At 68.1% G+C, this 16,119-nt stretch carries 18 protein-coding genes and 2 pseudogenes; 7 read left to right on the top strand and 13 right to left on the bottom strand.

From position 1 onward, the window contains the following. Window positions 1-17: 17 nt before the first annotated feature. The gene (locus tag ACWC94_RS30295) at window positions 18-461 is read right to left on the bottom strand and encodes an SMI1/KNR4 family protein (protein WP_450800392.1); all 444 of its coding nucleotides are present in this window, start codon (window positions 459-461) and stop codon (window positions 18-20) included. Window positions 462-1,404: 943 nt separating this feature from the next. Between ACWC94_RS30295 and ACWC94_RS30300 the strand changes: the two genes are divergently transcribed. Beyond that, on the top strand, window positions 1,405-2,109 hold the full coding sequence (locus ACWC94_RS30300; protein WP_450800418.1) for a hypothetical protein: 705 nt from the start codon (window positions 1,405-1,407) through the stop codon (window positions 2,107-2,109). Here the strand turns inward: ACWC94_RS30300 and ACWC94_RS30305 are convergent. Beyond that, window positions 2,105-2,330, bottom strand: a pseudogene (locus ACWC94_RS30305) (IS5 family transposase); the annotation flags it as partial. The gene ACWC94_RS30300 and the pseudogene ACWC94_RS30305 sit on opposite strands and share 5 nt — an antisense overlap. Window positions 2,331-2,430: 100 nt before the next feature. Continuing rightward, window positions 2,431-3,222 (bottom strand): alpha/beta fold hydrolase, encoded by a 792-nt coding sequence (locus ACWC94_RS30310; RefSeq protein WP_450800393.1) that lies wholly within the window; start codon window positions 3,220-3,222, stop codon window positions 2,431-2,433. Between the two features lie 181 nt (window positions 3,223-3,403). On the opposite strand from ACWC94_RS30310, the gene ACWC94_RS30315 reads away from it, so the two are divergent. Beyond that, window positions 3,404-4,009: a zinc finger domain-containing protein gene (locus ACWC94_RS30315; protein ID WP_450800394.1), complete on the top strand. Its 606-nt coding sequence runs from the start codon at window positions 3,404-3,406 to the stop codon at window positions 4,007-4,009. Window positions 4,010-4,420: 411 nt separating this feature from the next. Here ACWC94_RS30315 and ACWC94_RS30320 read toward each other — a convergent pair whose 3' ends face one another. The 3 genes from ACWC94_RS30320 to ACWC94_RS30330 all read right to left on the bottom strand — a co-directional run bounded on the left by ACWC94_RS30320 (window position 4,421) and on the right by ACWC94_RS30330 (window position 7,529). After that, entirely contained in the window at window positions 4,421-4,783 is a 363-nt protein-coding gene (locus tag ACWC94_RS30320; protein WP_450800395.1) for an SH3 domain-containing protein, read from the bottom strand. A 1,433-nt stretch (window positions 4,784-6,216) separates the two neighbouring features. After that, a complete protein-coding gene (locus ACWC94_RS30325) occupies window positions 6,217-6,885 on the bottom strand; it encodes a response regulator (RefSeq protein ID WP_450800396.1) in 669 nt (222 codons plus the stop codon). Beyond that, the gene (locus ACWC94_RS30330) at window positions 6,882-7,529 is read right to left on the bottom strand and encodes a sensor histidine kinase (RefSeq protein ID WP_450800397.1); all 648 of its coding nucleotides are present in this window, start codon (window positions 7,527-7,529) and stop codon (window positions 6,882-6,884) included. The genes ACWC94_RS30325 and ACWC94_RS30330 overlap by 4 nt, the downstream gene beginning before the upstream one ends. A 660-nt stretch (window positions 7,530-8,189) precedes the next feature. Here ACWC94_RS30330 and ACWC94_RS30335 point away from each other — a divergent pair. Continuing rightward, window positions 8,190-8,918 (top strand): rhomboid-like protein, encoded by a 729-nt coding sequence (locus ACWC94_RS30335; protein ID WP_450800399.1) that lies wholly within the window; start codon window positions 8,190-8,192, stop codon window positions 8,916-8,918. Between the two features lie 186 nt (window positions 8,919-9,104). Here the strand turns inward: ACWC94_RS30335 and ACWC94_RS30340 are convergent, their stop codons facing one another. Beyond that, window positions 9,105-9,578, bottom strand: coding sequence for a hypothetical protein (locus tag ACWC94_RS30340; RefSeq protein ID WP_450800400.1), 474 nt, complete (start codon window positions 9,576-9,578; stop codon window positions 9,105-9,107). 407 nt (window positions 9,579-9,985) lie between these two features. On the opposite strand from ACWC94_RS30340, the gene ACWC94_RS30345 reads away from it, so the two are divergent. After that, window positions 9,986-10,711, top strand: a complete 726-nt coding sequence (locus ACWC94_RS30345) for a nucleotidyltransferase family protein (RefSeq protein ID WP_450800401.1) — start codon at window positions 9,986-9,988, stop codon at window positions 10,709-10,711. A gap of 598 nt (window positions 10,712-11,309) precedes the next feature. Here ACWC94_RS30345 and ACWC94_RS30350 read toward each other — a convergent pair. The 4 genes from ACWC94_RS30350 to ACWC94_RS30365 form a co-directional block, all read right to left on the bottom strand. Next, on the bottom strand, window positions 11,310-11,750 hold the full coding sequence (locus tag ACWC94_RS30350) for a DUF6417 family protein (RefSeq protein WP_450800403.1): 441 nt from the start codon (window positions 11,748-11,750) through the stop codon (window positions 11,310-11,312). A gap of 15 nt (window positions 11,751-11,765) precedes the next feature. Then, window positions 11,766-11,912 carry a hypothetical protein gene (locus tag ACWC94_RS30355; RefSeq protein ID WP_450800404.1) on the bottom strand — a complete coding sequence of 49 codons (147 nt, stop codon included), beginning with the start codon at window positions 11,910-11,912 and terminating at the stop codon, window positions 11,766-11,768. Between the two features lie 185 nt (window positions 11,913-12,097). Further along, the gene (locus tag ACWC94_RS30360; protein WP_450800405.1) at window positions 12,098-12,310 is read right to left on the bottom strand and encodes a hypothetical protein; all 213 of its coding nucleotides are present in this window, start codon (window positions 12,308-12,310) and stop codon (window positions 12,098-12,100) included. A gap of 447 nt (window positions 12,311-12,757) precedes the next feature. Next, window positions 12,758-13,189, bottom strand: a complete 432-nt coding sequence (locus ACWC94_RS30365; protein WP_450800406.1) for a hypothetical protein — start codon at window positions 13,187-13,189, stop codon at window positions 12,758-12,760. Window positions 13,190-13,610: 421 nt separating this feature from the next. Between ACWC94_RS30365 and ACWC94_RS30370 the strand changes: the two genes are divergently transcribed. Continuing rightward, entirely contained in the window at window positions 13,611-14,186 is a 576-nt protein-coding gene (locus ACWC94_RS30370; RefSeq protein ID WP_450800407.1) for a hypothetical protein, read from the top strand. 442 nt (window positions 14,187-14,628) lie between these two features. Beyond that, a complete protein-coding gene (locus tag ACWC94_RS30375) occupies window positions 14,629-14,775 on the top strand; it encodes a hypothetical protein (RefSeq protein WP_450800408.1) in 147 nt (48 codons plus the stop codon). Here ACWC94_RS30375 and ACWC94_RS30380 read toward each other — a convergent pair. Then, on the bottom strand, window positions 14,768-15,094 hold the full coding sequence (locus tag ACWC94_RS30380; RefSeq protein WP_450800409.1) for a hypothetical protein: 327 nt from the start codon (window positions 15,092-15,094) through the stop codon (window positions 14,768-14,770). The two genes, ACWC94_RS30375 and ACWC94_RS30380, sit on opposite strands and share 8 nt — an antisense overlap. A gap of 471 nt (window positions 15,095-15,565) precedes the next feature. Between ACWC94_RS30380 and ACWC94_RS30385 the strand changes: the two genes are divergently transcribed. After that, window positions 15,566-15,976 (top strand): preprotein translocase subunit TatB, encoded by a 411-nt coding sequence (locus tag ACWC94_RS30385; RefSeq protein WP_450800410.1) that lies wholly within the window; start codon window positions 15,566-15,568, stop codon window positions 15,974-15,976. Between the two features lie 47 nt (window positions 15,977-16,023). On the opposite strand, the pseudogene ACWC94_RS30390 reads toward ACWC94_RS30385, so the two are convergent. Then, window positions 16,024-16,119, bottom strand: a pseudogene (locus ACWC94_RS30390) (DMT family transporter); the annotation flags it as partial.

Raw genomic sequence — 16,119 nt, forward strand, 5'->3', positions numbered from 1 at the left:
TGGTCATGAGGGTGGCGCTATAGCTTGATCTTCCCCATCAGCCACCATTCGAGGTACTTGGCCAGGCTGGGCGCCACCCAGGTACGGCTATCGTTTTCGTGGTTCCAGACGAAGACGTCGGGCCGGTTGATCCTGGGGAGGAGTGCGAACAAGTCCCCGTTTCCCGCGTCCGCGAAGAAGAGCAGCGGATCGAACGGCATGTACAAGGTGGCGAGCTCGGCATCCGCGCGAAGGGTCTGGCTCTCGGAGGCGATGCGCGCAGCAGACCAGATGAGCCCGTCGCCGTACTCGCCCTCGATGCCGTTGCTCTCCCGGAGGAGGGCTGCGAGGTCCGCAGGCAATGAATGGCCGAGGACCGTAGCGCAGCGGGCCAGCGACTGCTCCGATGCAGGAGGCTGAAAGAGTGCCGTCCCGGGCAGGGCCACCACAACTTCGGTCCACGCGATGGAATCGACCTCCATGAGCCTGGCCACTGATCGAGCCGGACTTCGGCCCCGTCGGCATCGACAGGGGCCCGCGACTCGACCAAGGGCGCAACTGGTCGTCAGGTGAACAGTACGGCCTTGGCCGGGTCAGCCGCTCACTCCAGGGCAATGCGGGACAACCCTTCACGAAGGACAGGAGCCCTTCTTTCCCAATGCAGTTATCGACCGACGGATGCACCGCCGGCTCTCATCACGACGCGTGGCGCTGGGAGCGGATCTGCACCGACACCAAAGGCTCCGCACTGGAGGAACCATCCTCGCGAGCGCGGGGAGCACACTCCCTGACCTGCACTTCTACCGCGCCACCGATCCCTTTCTCACGACTTACATGACACAGGCCGCTGTGGGACCATCCCCGCGCCTGCGGGGAGCACAGACCACCCCACCATTCCCCCTGTACAGCGGCACGCCCCGCGCGCCCGACACCGCGTCCAGGTCGTGGCCGGCGTCGTACCCGAACGAGGCGACACGGACCGGGCCCAGAACTCTAGTGGCTGGCAGTGACACCGGTACAAGCGAGAAGGAGCCAAGCACAGCGCGCCTGCCAGGGCAATTGAGCCCTAGAGGCCAAGACACGCTCGGCACAGGGCCCTGCGTAACGGTTCGCAGAGGACTACAGAGGCTGCCGAGCCCTGCGGCGCAAGGCAGTGTCGGAGCCGGACAGGACAGAGGCTGGCCGCAGGGCAGCGGACAGTCGACTGGCCAGTGAGGCACGTAACCGCAGTCGCCTGACAGGTGGTGAAGGCCGGGGAACCATTCACTGCCGGGTGAGCTGTACGCGATGGCCATGCGGAAGGCCGGACTGGCGGGTCGCTCTTCGGGGCGACCGAGGATCGCAACACCGTCAGCCGTGCTCGGACAGCCGGTGCGATGACGGGATCCGGCTGGACACGGCGGCGAGTGCGAGAACTGCGGCAACGTGGTGCACATCCGGCGAGCCCGGCAGGCGAAGATCGCGGCGGAGGTCGACCGGGAGCTGCCCGGCCTGAGCGCGGGCGAGCGGCGCCAGGTCCTTGAGGACCGGCTGCGGGAGCAGGCGGCCATCGAGGCGGAGGACTACATCCGGCGGCGCGAACCTGCCGCAGCCGAGCATGCCCGCCGCGATGCCGCCCGCGCGGCTGCCCAGGGGCAGGCCGAGCGCGAGCGCCAGGCCGCGGCCGCCGCCGACGCGGTCCGTCAGGCCTTGCCGTGCGAGGACTGCGGGCTTCAGCGGTCGGCCGGGTTGTGCGAGGCGTGTGGCTACCGGCGCCGGACCGAGGCGGCGATCGTAGAGGCTGGGCTGGTCGCGGCTACCGGGTCGGCCGACCTGACCGACCCGGGCGACGTCGCCGCCGTCACCGCCGAGGTGCGGGCGAGGCTGGAGCGCGACATCGCGGCCGTCCGCGCTGAATACCTGCGCGCCATGGACCCGGCCGACCAGGAGGCCGACCCGGTAGGCACCGCGTCCGTGCTCACGTACGGCGCCCTCCACACCGTCCAGGAGGCTCTCCCGCAGTACCGGCGTAACGCGCTGGCGATACTGGGCCGGACTGAGGAGGCCGAAGCCGAGGCCCGGCGGGCGTACAAGTCCGAGCAGAATCGCCGCTGGTACCAGCACAACCCCAACGGTGCGGACGCCGGGTGAGTCGTCGGCTTATGAGGTCGATCATCGCGACGTGGATTATGGCTTCGGAGCGGTGGGAGTGGGTCTCGTAGTCGCGTGCGAGACGGCGGTGGTGCATCAGCCAGCCGAAGGTCCGCTAGCCAGCCGAAGGTCCGCTCGACCACCCATCGTCGGGGGATCACCTTCAACCTTTTGACGCCAGGGTTGCGTTGGACGACTTCGACGTCGATTCCGAGGCGGGCGCTGATTTGACCCCACTTCGATCGGGTGGTTCCACTGGCCCGGACGGGGCTGGCTGCACGCAATCGCGGCACCCGGCCCCGCCCTGCCGCCTCTGATTCCTCAGGCCGAGGCGTCAAGGAACGGCAGGACCGCTCCTGCCAGCAACGGCGAGGCCAGGATGTCGTAGTGGGTGACACCCGGCAGGACGGCCAGCCGGGCTGCCGGACGCCCGGCCCCGTCCCAACCGGCGTCCTTCAAGCCGCCGCCGAGCAGGGCGAAAAACTCCGCCATGTGCGCGGGTCGTACCGCGTCGGCGTCGCCGAAGACCAGCAGAGCTGGTGCCGTAATAGCCGATATCTCGGACGTCCAGTCGTAGTCCTGCTGCTTCAGCTCGGCGATCTTTCCAATCAGTACCGGCCAGTCCTCCACCCGGGGTGCCAGCCGCGCATACAGCTCGTAGACAGGAGACTGCTTCATCGGCTCGGCTGCCGCCGCGCTCATCTGGTCCATCCCCGCCACGACCTCCGGAAACCAGCCGTCCCGCCGGGCCGGGGTGGAGACCACCACCAGGCGGCGGACCAGAGCAGGGTGTTGGATCGCAGTGCGAAGGGCCACATCCGCCCCGAGGGAGTAGCCCATCACGTCCGCCCGCGGCAGTTTGAGGTGCTTGATCAGGGCGGCAATGTCGTCCGCCAACAGATCCGGCCGCAGCGGGCGGCCGATGTCCGCCGTGCGTCCGTGCCCCTGCAGGTCGACCAGGATCACGCGCCGCTGCTCGGCCAGCACGGGCAGGGCAGACGCGAACATCTCGCCCGCCCCGAGACCACCATGCAGCAGCACCAAGGGCTCCCCCGCGCCAGAACCGTGCTCCTCGAAGTACAGGGACAGTCCGTTGACGTCTGCGTATCCCATTCGCCTCACCCTTCTCAGGATCACTCGGTTGCCGAGAGAGTAGACCGAGGCGGTCTGCCCAACTCATCGGTCAACCCATGTGAGATCGGAGAGACGGGGCCTACCCACCATCCCCGCCAAGCCCCGCATCGTGACTTCCGCCCGTCTGCCCACCGAGTGGAGCCAGATCAATTCTTACGCCGTGGAGCCACTTCTCTTCCATGCAGTGGAGCCCAAAGAAGTGCTTACGAACACGGGAGAGTTGTCCGTTCGGGCCCGAGCCTGGTTCCGGCGCCTGGAGTGTCCCGCCTGCAGCGCGGGTGTCGGCCATGCCTGCCGCTCCGCCTCCGGCTACCCCACCGATCACCACCGGGCCCGGCGTGATGCCGCCGGACCGCCCCCATACGAGGAATGGAGGAAGCAGGGACTCATCCCGGAGCGTCCACGCCCGTCGCACGCCATCCTCGAGGCCGGCTGCGCAGCCCGACAGGAGTTCCGGATCGATCAGAGCCTTGGTGATGCCATCGCGCTGGTCCGCCGCTTCCTGGCCGACGGGCTCAGCCTCCTGATGGACGAAGCCGTGATGGACCGCATTGATGACGACGTGCGGACCCTGCTCCTGGCGCGGGGGCCCGAGGGAAGCGCAGAGGTGGTCACCGTCCTCGCCTGCCAGCTCGCCACGTTCCTGATGCTGTCGGCGCCGGACGGCGATCCCGACGCGCTGTACAGCGACTGGATTCGCTCGCAGATCGAGTCGGCACGCGACTTCCAGCGTGCCAAGCAGGGCCTGCGTCCGCAGGAGTCGTGAACACCTGCGGTCGGGCTATGAAGTCGAGCACGGTCGGATTGTCGCTGGCGTCAACAGCGGCGGAGCGGGACCGCTCGTTCCGGTGATCTCCGGTCTGGCAGCGTCATGGTGATGCGCCCGTCACCAGACTCGCGGTCGCGGCCGACCCGAACACCCCTCATCCCGCCTACGAGGACTCCCACGACGGAGCGGGACAACCGACTGCCGGAACCGGCCGGGTCCGGTTCCCGCTCGTGCGGTGGGTGCTCGCTCCGCGCACGACGTGACGGGCCCGGCGCCTCGCCGCCGACTTCGGTGCAGGCATGGATGCCCGGACCGCGTGGGTGATGGCGCGCCTGACCCGCCACCCCGAGCCAACGCGTCAACACGTGAAGGCACGGGCAGGAGCCGGACAGCGTCAACTCCCTGGCCCTAACACTCCTTGTCGGAGCCGCCATTGTTCAGGTTCATGTCCCACACCCAGCCCTCAAGGTTGCTTCCTTCGACCCTGACATGCGTCCACCAGCTCGACCCATTGAACGCGACGCAGTGGTAGTAGAGCTTCCAGTTGGACTTCAGGGTCACGACCGTTCCGCAGGCGGAGTTGAAGCCGACCCTGAGGGGTGCTGTTTGGCCTGCGTTTACGTGGCCTGTGGCCGAATCCTTGTCCGGGTGCGGCGGATTGAAGCATCCGGATGCCGCAGAAGCCGAGGCCGTGGGTGCTGCCACCGTCACTGAAGCCAACGCGATGACAGGTGCTGCTACGGCCAGCATGGTGCGGGAAAGCTTGTTCAAGAGTCCTCCTGGATTCTTCATGGATACTCCGTGATTGATTGGCACGTGGCCTTGGTGAGCCACTTCGTCGGCTGTTGCGTTGGTCGACACGCGTAGCTCTGCATACGCCGCCACAGCCGGGAGCGTGGCTCCATGCAGGCTCGACTGACAATGTCTCCTCCGCTCTGGGCGCCTCGCCCTGGCACCCGCGAGCATCTACGAGGACGTCGATGCATGTTCGTGCATCGGCGCGCGGGCTGCCGTCAGGCAAGCGCACTTCCCAGTGTGTCTGTGACCGGGGGAGGTAGCGTTAGCACGCGGTCCACACCTGGCTTCGCAATGCGTCTACTCCGCGTTGCCTGTCGTCCGGATGGTTCCCCGCGTGCACAGAATTGCTTTGGGTGTAGCTCTCCCGCAGTGAGATCGCCTTGGTGGGCTGTTGCCGCCGGGGATCGTTTTCCGGATCGTCGTGTCCAGGTTTCGGGGCTGGGAGGCGGCGATGGTGTCGTGGCGGGATGAACTGGAGCGCCGGGAGTCTGCCCCGCGGGAGCGGATCGCTGAACTGCGGGGCCCAGCCGAGGGGTTGACGGCTCTTCTTGTCGAGCAGGAGGGAGTGGTGTCCCGGCTGGGGATCACGCGGGAGACGATGAGCGAGATCCTGTCCGCGGACGAGTGGTTTGATCTTCGTTCTCTAGATCGTTTTCCTCTGGTCTGCTCTTCTCTCTCGTGGGTGACGTTCCAGGGGAGGGCTGGTGGACCTGTATTTCGTGAAGCGGTCCCTGGTGGAGCGGTACGGCGAGGAGCTTCCTGACCCGGCGGCAGGGGCGGTGTCACTTCCGGTGGCAAGGCCGCCTCGGCGGCCTGCCGGTCCGACAGGCCGAGCAGGAACTGCAGCACGCAGACGGTGGCCAGTTGAGCAGGCGAAAGACCCGGCCGCCCATCCCGGGGGTACCAGTCGGCGAAGTCCTCGTCACACCACAGCCCATCCAGCCGGTCACGCACCCATATCGCCGTCGTACCACCCGGGTTGTTCGCCCGCGCAACCTGCGCAGCCAGAGGCGGGACTTGCTCACCGGAACGGGGGCGAAGGGACAACGGGCACCTCGACAGCTACGTCGGTCGGCGGAACTACCCGAGCATGCCCGTTGACCATGCACCCGCACTGCGAAACTCCAAGATCCCCGACAGAGTCAAGCTGAGAAGCCGTTGCCCTATCGATCATGAGGACGGTTCTGATCGAACGGGATCCCTGGTCGGGCGGGCGCATGAAAGCAGGACCTCCGGTGCAGCACGAAGGTTGCGAAGGGCGTCGGGCTGGGGTACGTCCGGCTCGCCGGGACGGGCGTCAAGCCGATTGCCCCATCCGTGGGTGGCTGGGCCGTCGTGCCTCGTGTGGATCGCACCGGCCGAGGCCTGGAACTTTGGCCCAACGACTGGGTCCTGCTCGTCCTGCTTCAACGATGTGCGGGTCCTGCCAGTCCGCTTTCGTAGGCGGCGATGACGAGTTGGGCCCGGTCCCTGGCCCCCAGCTTCGTCAGCAGATGGCTGACGTGGGTTTTGACCGTGCCAACGGTCAGATACAGCTCAGCTGCGATCTCGTTGTTGGACAGGCCACGTGCGATCAGACCCAGTACGTCACGCTCGCGGCCGGTCACCCCGTCCAGGGCATGGGTGACCGGGCTGGGGTAGCCGGGGCGGCGGACGTAGGTCTCGATGAGCCTGCGGGTGACGCCGGGTGACAGCAGCGACTCCCCGGCGGCGATCACCCGCACGGCGTCGATCAGGCGTGCGGGTGGAGTGTCCTTGAGGAGGAAGCCCGCGGCGCCTGCGCGGAGCGCCTCGAAGACGTACTCGTCCAGGTCGAAGGTGGTGAGCACCAGGACGTGGACGGGCACCGGAGACGGGCCACCGAGCAGCGTGCGGATGGCCTCGATGCCATTGAGCCCGGGCATCCGGATGTCCATCAGGGCTACATCGGGGCGCAGTTCGCGGATCACCCTGACCGCCTGGATGCCGTCGGCCGCCTCGCCGACGACCTGAAGATCGTTTTCCGACTCGATCAGCACACGGAACCCGGCACGCACCAGCGTCTCGTCGTCCACCACGACGACCCGTACCGTCATGAGCTCTCCAGATCAGCGCCCACGCCCACGCGGAACCGGGCTGTTCGCTCATCCGTGGCGTACGGCAGACGGGCGGTGACGCGAAAGCCGTGCGGCGCGAGCGGGCCCGCGTGGACCTCGCCGCCGTAGAGGGCGGCTCGTTCCTTCATGCCGGTCAGGCCGTGGCCCTCGGTGATGGGGGTGGTCGTGCGGCCGGCTCCGGCATCGACGACCGTGAGAGCGACCTCGCCCGGCGCGTAGGCGACCGTCACCCGGGCGTGGCTGGTGCGGGCATGCTTGACGACGTTGGTCAGGGCTTCCTGCACGATGCGGTAGGCGGCTCGGTCCAGACCTGGGGGCAGGGCATGCGGGTGACCGCTGATCGTCAGCTCGACCTGGACGCCGGCCCGTCGGGTCTGTTCAAGGAGCGTGTTGACGTCGTCCAGGCCGCCGGGCAGCCATTCGGCACCGTCATGATCGCGCAGGACGCCCAGCAGTGAACGCAGCTCTCCCAGGGCGGCCCTGCTCGTCGTCTCGATCGCCGAGAGGGACTTCGCGGCCTCGTCAGGTCGGCTGCCGATGACGTGGTGGCCGACGCCCGCCTGGACCGCGACGATGCTCAGGCTGTGCGCGACGACGTCGTGCAACTCCCGGGCGATGCGCATGCGTTCCTCGACAAGGAGGAGCTGTGCCCGCTCTTCGGCCTGCTCGACCAGGCCTCGGGTGTAGGCGCGGCCCTGTCTGGTGGACCATCCGATCGCCCAGGCGGCGGCCTCGACGATGCCCCGGCCACCCCCAGGAGTGCACTGTTATGCCCTGCAGAGGGATCATCAAGGCGAGTTGTGCGGCGCCTGCCACTGCGCCCGCGTACGCCGCGACACGCGCGGGCCGGGTGACCGTCACCTCGTACACCAGCAAGGCAGTCGCCAGGATCCCCGACAGGCCGACCGCGGCCTCGGTGGCCATCGTCACCGACGCCACCGCCAGTGCCGGCAGGGGCAGCAGCCGCCGGACGGCGACAGCCAAGACCAACGAGCACGTCAGCACGGCCTGCCATGCCGGCCAGTCCGTGCGGTGCGTGCCAAGCGTCCACCACAAGGCGTTCCACGCCATCAGGACCATGGCCAACAGCACGTCCAGCCCGATCAGCTGGGCCGGCGTCAGTCCCCTGGCGGAGGACACCGCTTCACGTCTCACCATCATGCCTCGCACGCATCCGACCGTAGCCGGGAGGGCGATCATTCGCCTCTGTCCAGAGACAGAGATCAGCCGGTCATTCCGTGGCCAGATCCGCGGGGCGGGCACCCGCTGCCAGGGTCGGCCACATGGAACTCTCCCGGACCCCCGCCCGCCGATGGCTTTCCCCTGTGCCCTGGGGCTTCGCCCTGCTCGCCGGCGCGTCGTCCCTGACGTACGGCGGTGATCACGCGGTGAACGCCTGGGCTTCGACCAACCTGGCCAATATGGGTGATCATCCTGTGGAGGCGCTCATCGCCTCCGCCTTCCTGTTCGGCGCCGATCCCTGGGCCTGTCTGCGCAGCATCGCCCTGGCCGGGGCCATGCTGGCGTTTCTCGTCATCCGGTTCGGCAACATGCGGGCGGTCGCGCTGATCGCGGCCGGCCAAGTCCTCGGCACACTCGTGAGCGAAGGGCTGCTGGCAGCGCGGATCGCGGCGGGCCAAGCCGACCCGGCGCTGCGTGCGACGCTGGACGTCGGCCCGTCCTACGTGATCGTCGCGGCCCTGGCCGCCGTGGTGGCAGCGGGGGCCCGGCGGTGGCACCGATGGACCGCGCTCGCCGCGCTCGCGGTGCGCGCACCGCACATCACGAGCGGCCTGACCACGCTGGGGGTCACTCCCGTCGGCCACGTGACAGCGCTGTCCACCGGCCTGCTGCTGGCATGGGGTCTGCGGTCGTCCGACGCCCGCCACCGCTACCTGCACCGACTGACGGTACGCGCAGCGCCGCTTCAGGCCGAGGGGCGTACCAATGGTCGCGTACCTTCTATCGATCACGAGGACGGTTCTGATCGAACACGGTCTTTGGTCGGGTGATCTTGGCCGGGGGGATGCCTGAGTACAGGGCCCCTTGGCAGCTCGGGTTGGCGACGACTCGAGTCTTGCGCGACGGTCCCCGTCTCGTCCAACTCCGTCGGACATGACGGACGCGGAGTGGCAGGTGGTGCGGGACGCGATGCCGGCACCGGCCTGGCTGGAGGGCCGCGGCGGGCAGCCGGAAGGCTACTGCCACCGCGTGATGCTCGATGCGATCCGGTACGTCACCGACAGCGGCGTCCCCAAGACGCCGGCCTCATCCGGGTGCATGCGGCCCAAGTGAGCATCGAAGGTATCGGCAACCGGGGCGGCGATCTGCAATTCGCGGACCACTTTGGGGATGCGCGCGACGGTGACATGAGGAAGCCACGCGACGGGAGCCTCGATGCTGTCGATCCTGAAGCGGGGTTCTTCATCGTCAGGCTCGTAAAGACGTGCTCGTGTGACTAGTTCGTCCTCCGTGGCCAGCCAGTACGCGCTCACCGGCACTGACTCGGCGGGAAAGAGCACCACGGCACCTGCCGCTCGGGCGAAGGCGGATGCCAGCTCGTGCTCGCTGGGCTGCGGTTCCACGGACTCCTGGACGTAGATATCTAGGGACGTGGACACGTCACCCAGCACCGTTGACTTTTCGCAGCAAACCAAGGCATCCCAGTTCACCCCGTTCCTCTGGCTGTGGATCGGCCTGGTGCTTTGGGTGGCCTGGGCGCTTTGGGCTCTGACACGGCAGAAGGTGTGGCAGGCGATCCAGCATCCCAGGGAGCATCGCACACCGCGTGATCTGGCGCGGCCCCTACATCAAGGAGCCTGCCGATGCGCCGCTGATGATGAGCGAGAAGGCCTACCTGGTGGACTCGTGACCTCGCGGGGGGGAGGTCACATTGACCAGCACCAGCGAGGGGGGTTGGCCCGGTCGGCTGTTGAGAGTGTGGCCGGACCACCCCTGCCGAGAGGTGCCGATAACCTCAATGTCTTTGACCCCTCGCTTGGCTCAAGCTCGTCGGTCGTAGCGGCAGCACGAGGCGGCCGCTGGAACACTTGTCTGGGGGCTGGCACGATGATCACCCATGAATGGTCAAGTTAATCCGGCCACCCAAGCTCTGGACCTGATCAGGGACCGTTTCCCGCACGCTCTGGGTGCCATGCTCGGCGGCTCGGCCGCCCAGGGCCTTGCTACCCCAACCAGCGATCTGGACGTCGCCGTCCTCCTCCCGGGCGGGGACACCAGCCGTCGCGAGGTGGTACGCCATGGCGACCGCCTGGCCGAGCTCTTCCTCCATACCCTCGCGGACGCTCCAGAACACTTCGAGAGAGACAGAGTCCTCCGCCGGGGCACCGTTCTCTTCATCTACGACCAGGGTCTGTCCCTGGCTGACCCCCACGGTCATCTGGCCCATACGCGCGAGCAGGCGCGAGCAGTACTGGCGGCTGGCCCTCCGCCGCTCACTCCAGGGGAGTGGGAACGCGGACGCTACGTCCTCACCTGCTTCATGGACGATCTGACGGATACTTCGCCGACCGAGCGGTATGAACAGCTCTCCCTCGCGGACTTCACCCTGCGTGAAGCGGCACACCTTCTCATCGCCCACCACGGTGGCTGGACGGGCATCGGTAAGTGGCTGCCCCGCAGGCTGCTGAGTGCAGATCCGGTACGGGGCAAGGCCCTGCTGGATGGCCATCGGGCCGTGGCCGAACACGCGGACTCCACCCCTTTGGCGGTGGCCGCTGAGCAGGTACTCGACGTTCTCGGTGGACCACTGAGGGAGGGCTACACACAACGCTGGCGAGCTTGAGCTTGCCTCGCCACAAAGCTGGTCGAATGGTCCCTCGAACTTGATCACTCAATAAGGGGATGCACCGGACGTGAGGGCGGCCTCCACTCGATCTTGTGCTGTCACAGAGGCACCGGATCGTCGAAGACCGCCAGGGGTGAGTCTGCTGCATCGCAACCTCCGGCAGGAGCCGTTCGGATTGCTGTCACACTTCAGGACGGAGTTATACGCGTGTCTGACGGCGTGGGCGGACGCTGTTCAAGCTCGCCAACTCGATGCTCCGCGCGGACGGGCCGGTGAAGACGCTGGTTGGCGTGGCTCTGGCCCCATAACACCGTCGGGGCAACAGCGCTGTGTACGCGGGCTTGAATCAGGGCCGGGTAGGGCCACGAATACGCCGCTGCACAGCTCATCCGGCTCGGCGCGCCCGTGCTGCGGGCTGGCATCGACCCGGTGCTCTGGCTGCGGGACGCCTTGCTCGCGGTCGGCGCGCGGAACGTGAGGCACGCCGGTCCCCGCACCGGTATGTCTTCCGGCTCGGCATCGACCGTCGCCCATGCCCGAAGCGCCCGACCCCGGCCCCGCCGGGGTCCTGAGCCCGCGGGTCGGCCGTCGGATCTCAAGGCAGTCGGGTCGGTTGCAGGCTGCCTGTCGATCGGTCCGGGCGGAAGGTGACACCGTATTGACGTGCGAAGTGGTTGGCCTCCGCGACCGAGCCTCCTACTGAGCGCAGGTGGAGGGCGTAGGCCACTGATTCGATCTGGTCCTCGTCCAGGTACAGAACCCACCGATTGCCGGGCTGGCGCGCTGTACGCACCCGCTCCGCCAGGCCCTCGGCCGGCGGCACGTGCAGCCGGGCTCCGAGGTGCACGTACACGCGCAGTGCGTCCATCTGCGAGCGGCGAAGCTCCACCAGGCGCTGGCCGACGGCGGGTCCCTCGGGCCGGTGCTCGGGAGTGGGGCTGGCCTCTGCGTAGAGCAGGGCATCCCGGCCGTGCCCCGTGAGCCGGGCTGCCCAGACGACGGGCCTTCCTTCGTGGGCGGACAACTCCTCACGCATCACCGGATCGGCCAACTAGACCAGGCCCTGCCCGGCCGCGGCCTCCACTGCCTCGTGATGGTCGGGGCGCAGCGCGCCGAACAGCACCCAGCCACGCTCGGCTACCTCCTGATGGTCGCGCAGGACCCGCAGTGCCTCGAGCAGCGGCTTCCCACCACGCATGCGCTTCCCCGTCCTCGTGCCGTTGAAAGCTAGTGGGACGACGTTAGGCACCGAGGTGCGAGGCATGGGGCCGGACCCGGGAAAGATCACCCGCGCGTGCAGGGCCGCCGCGAGCGGGCCCATGTCCGCTGCGCTGCTCGAGGGCGCCAGCGCAGGCGCCGACGGGTGCACAAGCCGAGCCGGACTCATCCTTCGGGTATGTGTGGGCAGGTGTCGCGCTGCTGATAGCTGCCCGGCACGCCTTTGCCCACTGCCGTCCAGAAGGCTCGGGAGTCTTGGAAGTGGTCGCCCAGGGTGTGCCAGGACGGGCCGGGGCGCTTGTGGCGTAGCGCCTCCAGGGCCGTGGTGGCCAGTCCGCACCGTTGGTACTTCTCCACGGTGGTAGGGCTGTTCGACATACCCGAGCCGGCAGTGGGCGCAGATGGTGTAGTCGACGGCGAAGGCGACGTCGCCGGCGAGGTTCGCGGCGCGCTCCCTCCAACCGGGCCGTTCCGAGGAGGGAGTGTCCTGCCAGGGCGCATCCAGCCGGATCACAGTCCAGCCGGTGGGCCGGCGGCCCCATCGGCCACCGCTGATCGCTCGTAAGAACCGCTTCCAGGGCGTGCCGTCAGGAGCCCATGCCACGTCCTTGGCCTGCGCGGCGAGTGCCATGACCGCTTCGCGGTGCGTAACGCCTCCCATGCATTCCAGCCTGCCCAGGCGGCCGACGTCGTCAACACGCGAGCCTGGAACCACAAGCCGGGTGTGCCGTCCCACCTCGGTGCTGCGACCGGCCTGCGACACCTCTTGCCCAGCCGACCTGCGCCCGCTGACCTGAGGCTGCACGGTGCTGGTTGGGGGGCGGGTCAGTGCTCGGGGCCATGACCGGCGAGGGCGGCGGCACGCTCGATGAGGCGTGGTATTCGCTGGGGAACGGGGTGCAGTTCCTCGTGCACTAGGTCGACGACGGCTACGTGTCGCAACCGCTGGTCCGGTCCGAGGAGTTCGATGACTGGTCTCCAGCCGGGAGGTGTTTCGGGTGCTGGGACAGCCTTCCACGTTCCGTCGTAGTGGTGGATAAGGACTTCGGCGACGAAGGCGACCAGCTGCGCGTGAAGCCAGACCCAGTCATCCAGTTCGAACTGTTCCCACGGTGTACGTAGGAGGAAGTCGTCGATGAGGGGCATTGCCGAGAGGGGATCGTGGTCGAAGGCGGCCAGGTCCCCGCCAAGCGCGTCGATCATGTCGCGAATGGCTGGACGACCCTGCTGTGCCCACTCCTCAATGTCGATGTTCATACGCTGACCCTAAGGTGGGCGCGGCAGCTGCCTCAGGCGCGGCAGAGCGGGGCGCAGCATCAGTTCTCGCCTGGCCGGGGCGCGCGAAGCGCGCCCTCCCGCCTCGCCGCGTGCCCGTCTGGCCGCTCCGCGCCCACCGGGACGCGCGCTCCGCACGCTCACGAGTTGTGGGACTCGCCCAGCGACGTGCCCCGGACAGGCGCCAAAACCCGCTGCGGCCAGGGGAAAAAACCGGAGAAGGATCGCATCACCCGTGCACATAGCAGCATCACCGCGTCGCGGTCGGCGTCCGGTCGCGGTGTTTTTCGTTGGTCTTCGTCGGTGTCTTGCCTGTAGACCACGTTGCATGGGGATATGGACGGATGCCTTCATTGCGCCTGCCGAGCCGACTCTGCTGTCACGGACAGAGTTCGGTCAGCTCGTGGTCGACCTGGCACGCGAGCGTGTGGTGTGCACGCCCTGGGCGCTGCTGGCGGGCGAGCTGTGTGTCAACGCGAGTTTGAATTGGGGGAGCGTCAGTGGACAGGCACGCTGGGACGACCCTGAGATCGGTACCGTCCTGCATTCTGAGGAGTCCCCCGAAGGCCTGCGGGACGATGATCCGCCGCCGTGGGGCGACTCGCACGAGAGAGCCCGTCTGCTGGCCCGTGGCGAGGCGATTCTCGACGTGCTGCCGGCCCTGGAGCGGGCCCCGTACGGGAACGAGGACGTCGCGGTCGTCTTCTGCCACCTCGACTTCACCAACCGCGCGATCGTCGACTACTTCCAGCACGAGGACAAGCGCACGATGCTCGTTGCCTTCGCCCTGGCCCACCCGCAGAACCGACCCCTGTCCACGAACGACGGCTGGAAACCCCATGGACCGGTGCACCCTGTGCGCACGTGCCTGGTACACACCTTCAAACTCGCGATCGACGACGGTCCGCTTCCGCCCCTCGCGTCCATCGCCACCCGGCATTTCGGCCCTGCCCTGGTCAACGGCGAGACCTGGGGCTGAGTAGCGTTCGGGCCACTTGATCCAGCTGGCGCGCTCCGGCCACAGACCCCGTGCATCCTCTGCTCAGCGATGAGGACTGGCAGGCGCGTGCCCGATACGCCGCACCTGTGGCGCTACACGCAGCGCACCCTCCCCGCCCCCCGAACTGCCCCGCCTGCACCGCTGGGACACCGAACCCGCCACCCCCGACACCCGCCGACTCCTCGTCACCGAACATGGCAAGACCCTCGCCGACGCCATCAGCTGATCTCGTCAGGCGGAAAGGCTCGTCGATCGTCTGAGCCGGTCGTGTGGGAGTGCCCGGGGCGGAGCAAATCGGTTCCTGGTGCGGGGTATGTGTGTCATCGTGGGGCCGTCCGGCCCGTAGCTTTCCCCCGTAGCGGCGGGCCGGACGTCTGCCAGGACTCGGTACCCACGGTCCCACGCCCGCAGGACGAGGTCGGTGGCGGTGTCCCGGCCGCAGGAGCGCGACCTCCAGCGCGAGCTGACCTACGACGGACTGCGAGCCGCCGAGGCCAAGGGCAACAAGGGCGGCCGCCGCCCCGCCGTCTCGGCCGACAAGACGCCGACGTACGCACCGCCTACCTGAGGGCCGCTCCATTGCCGCCCTCGCCCGGGACCACGAGGTCAGCCGCGGCGCCATCCGCACAGCCGTCGCCGACCTCCTGCCCGACCGCACCGCCATCGAGCAGGAGGATGTCCCGACCCCGGAGCTGCCGGTCACCCTGGACCTGCCGGGCAGGGTCGCTGACTTCCTCCGCAGCACCGAACTGGAGGCCGTCGAGAGGGCCGCGCTCGACCAGGAGGTGGCCGTACGGCGCGGCCAAGGGCACACCCTGCGCGTCACCGCGCTCCCCGCCGTGCACCACCGGCTCCTCGCCCGCTGCCAGCCACTCCACGGCGTCCAAGGCGCCTCGATGCTCACCCTGGACACACAGGGCGCGGTGGTCGGCCCTGTGCTGCTGACCCGCTACTCACCCGGGTTCACACACTTTCATGGACGGTCGTTGCTTGCTCGGGAAGTCGACAGCGGGCTTCAACGGCATCAGCCCGGCATTCAGCAACTTCCGGTGTTTCGGACGTGATTGAGAGAGCAAGCATGGCGGGGTCTTGTCGGTGGGCTTCCCCTTCAGGCTCGGGCTTTGCCCGCACGCATCCGCAGTGAGGCCGACAGGCAACGTACAGCTTGTTGCACACCATCCGCCCCGTGCACATCCTGCCACCAGCGCGAGTGTGCCCCGCAGGGCGAGGTTCGCGTCGGCAGCGCCGGCGTACCGGAATTCTCCTTGGGCTCAAGGAGCCGGGAGGCGGAGACTTCCAGCGTCCCGCACCACACATGCCGTCGGCATAGGCCGGTGGCCTGGATGAAGGAGACGTTCGTGAAGCTCGCTCGTTTCGCCGCCGCAGTCGCCACCGCCGCAGCCCTGACCGGCGCGGCGGTCGTACCCGCCGCGGCGCAGCAGCAGCGTCCCGCCACCAGCCATCCTTACACCTGTTCCAACCAGGGCGGCGGCTCCAACCACACGGTCAACTGCTCCGGGCTGATCACCGTCAACAACGTGCTCGACAACACCACCGTGAACGTCCACGACATCAACGTCCTGAGCGGCACCCAGCTGAGCGACCTGCAGGTCGCCCTGGCCAACGTCGCCGACAACAACGTCAACGCACCCATCACCACCCAGCTCACCGCCCTGCAGACTGCGGCCGTCAACACCTACCTGACCCAGTTCGGTATCACTGTCCTGCCTGTCAACGTCGGCGTCTGCGCCTTGAGTATCTGCGTCTGACCCGCACAGGCGGCAAGAGCCGCCGCCGTCCGGCACTTCAGGCAGCCCAGGGCGAAGGCCACCAGGACCGTGGGAGTCAGCGGCTCGCTCAGGAAGATCGCGCCCGCCGCCACCGCGACCGCCGGGTTGACGTACGTGATCAC

The sequence above is a fragment of the Streptomyces sp. NPDC001135 genome, assembly GCF_053598395.1.

Bases quoted from the DNA above. Each gene is read 5' to 3' on its own strand.
- ACWC94_RS30335 (WP_450800399.1), top strand. From the start codon at position 8,190: ATGGAACTCTCCCGGACCCCCGCCCGCCGATGGCTTTCCCCTGTGCCC.
- ACWC94_RS30310 (WP_450800393.1), bottom strand. From the start codon at position 3,222: ATGGGATACGCAGACGTCAACGGACTGTCCCTGTACTTCGAGGAGCAC.
- ACWC94_RS30365 (WP_450800406.1), bottom strand. From the start codon at position 13,189: ATGAACATCGACATTGAGGAGTGGGCACAGCAGGGTCGTCCAGCCATT.
- ACWC94_RS30345 (WP_450800401.1), top strand. From the start codon at position 9,986: ATGAATGGTCAAGTTAATCCGGCCACCCAAGCTCTGGACCTGATCAGG.
- ACWC94_RS30330 (WP_450800397.1), bottom strand. From the start codon at position 7,529: ATGCGCATCGCCCGGGAGTTGCACGACGTCGTCGCGCACAGCCTGAGC.
- ACWC94_RS30325 (WP_450800396.1), bottom strand. From the start codon at position 6,885: ATGACGGTACGGGTCGTCGTGGTGGACGACGAGACGCTGGTGCGTGCC.
- ACWC94_RS30355 (WP_450800404.1), bottom strand. From the start codon at position 11,912: ATGCGTGGTGGGAAGCCGCTGCTCGAGGCACTGCGGGTCCTGCGCGAC.
- ACWC94_RS30295 (WP_450800392.1), bottom strand. From the start codon at position 461: ATGGAGGTCGATTCCATCGCGTGGACCGAAGTTGTGGTGGCCCTGCCC.
- ACWC94_RS30350 (WP_450800403.1), bottom strand. From the start codon at position 11,750: ATGCGTGAGGAGTTGTCCGCCCACGAAGGAAGGCCCGTCGTCTGGGCA.
- ACWC94_RS30360 (WP_450800405.1), bottom strand. From the start codon at position 12,310: ATGTCGAACAGCCCTACCACCGTGGAGAAGTACCAACGGTGCGGACTG.